The sequence below is a fragment of the Vibrio sp. 1580 genome, from assembly GCF_033340055.1.
The window spans coordinates 1-529 of sequence record NZ_JAWOVT010000673.1; the positions used below are offsets into that span (position 1 = coordinate 1).

At 40.5% G+C, this 529-nt stretch carries 1 protein-coding gene; it reads right to left on the reverse strand.

Features of this window, described 5'->3' with window-relative positions:
- Positions 1-35: 35 nt before the first annotated feature.
- On the reverse strand, positions 36-410 hold the full coding sequence (locus R7093_RS27780) for a hypothetical protein (RefSeq protein ID WP_318147351.1): 375 nt from the start codon (positions 408-410) through the stop codon (positions 36-38).
- Between the last annotated feature and the right edge of the window lie 119 nt (positions 411-529).

Genomic DNA, 529 nt, shown 5'->3' on the forward strand with positions numbered 1-529 from the left:
TCTCGATATCACCCTTAACGATTTAATACCCCAGCTTACTTAACTGAATCGCATAGATGATTTGCGAAGCTACGAGTCATCATCTGACTTTGGTACTGGTTATTTAGCTTCAATGTATTGAGCCAGAACTCATCCCCATCAACTTCGAATTGCATAAATGCTTTCTGCTCTTGATTGCGGAAATTCACATCACCTTCAATATCAACGAAGATTCGCCCCGATTTGGTTTTACCTGATTTCCAAGTTTCATTGGTGAATGCCGAGTCGATCATATCCCCTATTGCGAAAGGGCAACCATCTGGACTGCCTTCTTTAATTGTCTGGATTGCATCATCTGTATCCGAACTAAATAGACCTGCTGATGAGCCAAAGCTAGCTAGAACTAACGCACTGATTAGTAGTTTTTTCATTACTACATTTCCTTATTAGATTTACTGATTGAAGAATTTGATAGTGATTGCTGTCGGCGTCGTCGAAACGACGTCAACGACGATAAATGGAAGGGTTATTTTGTTTTCTTGTCTGCGAG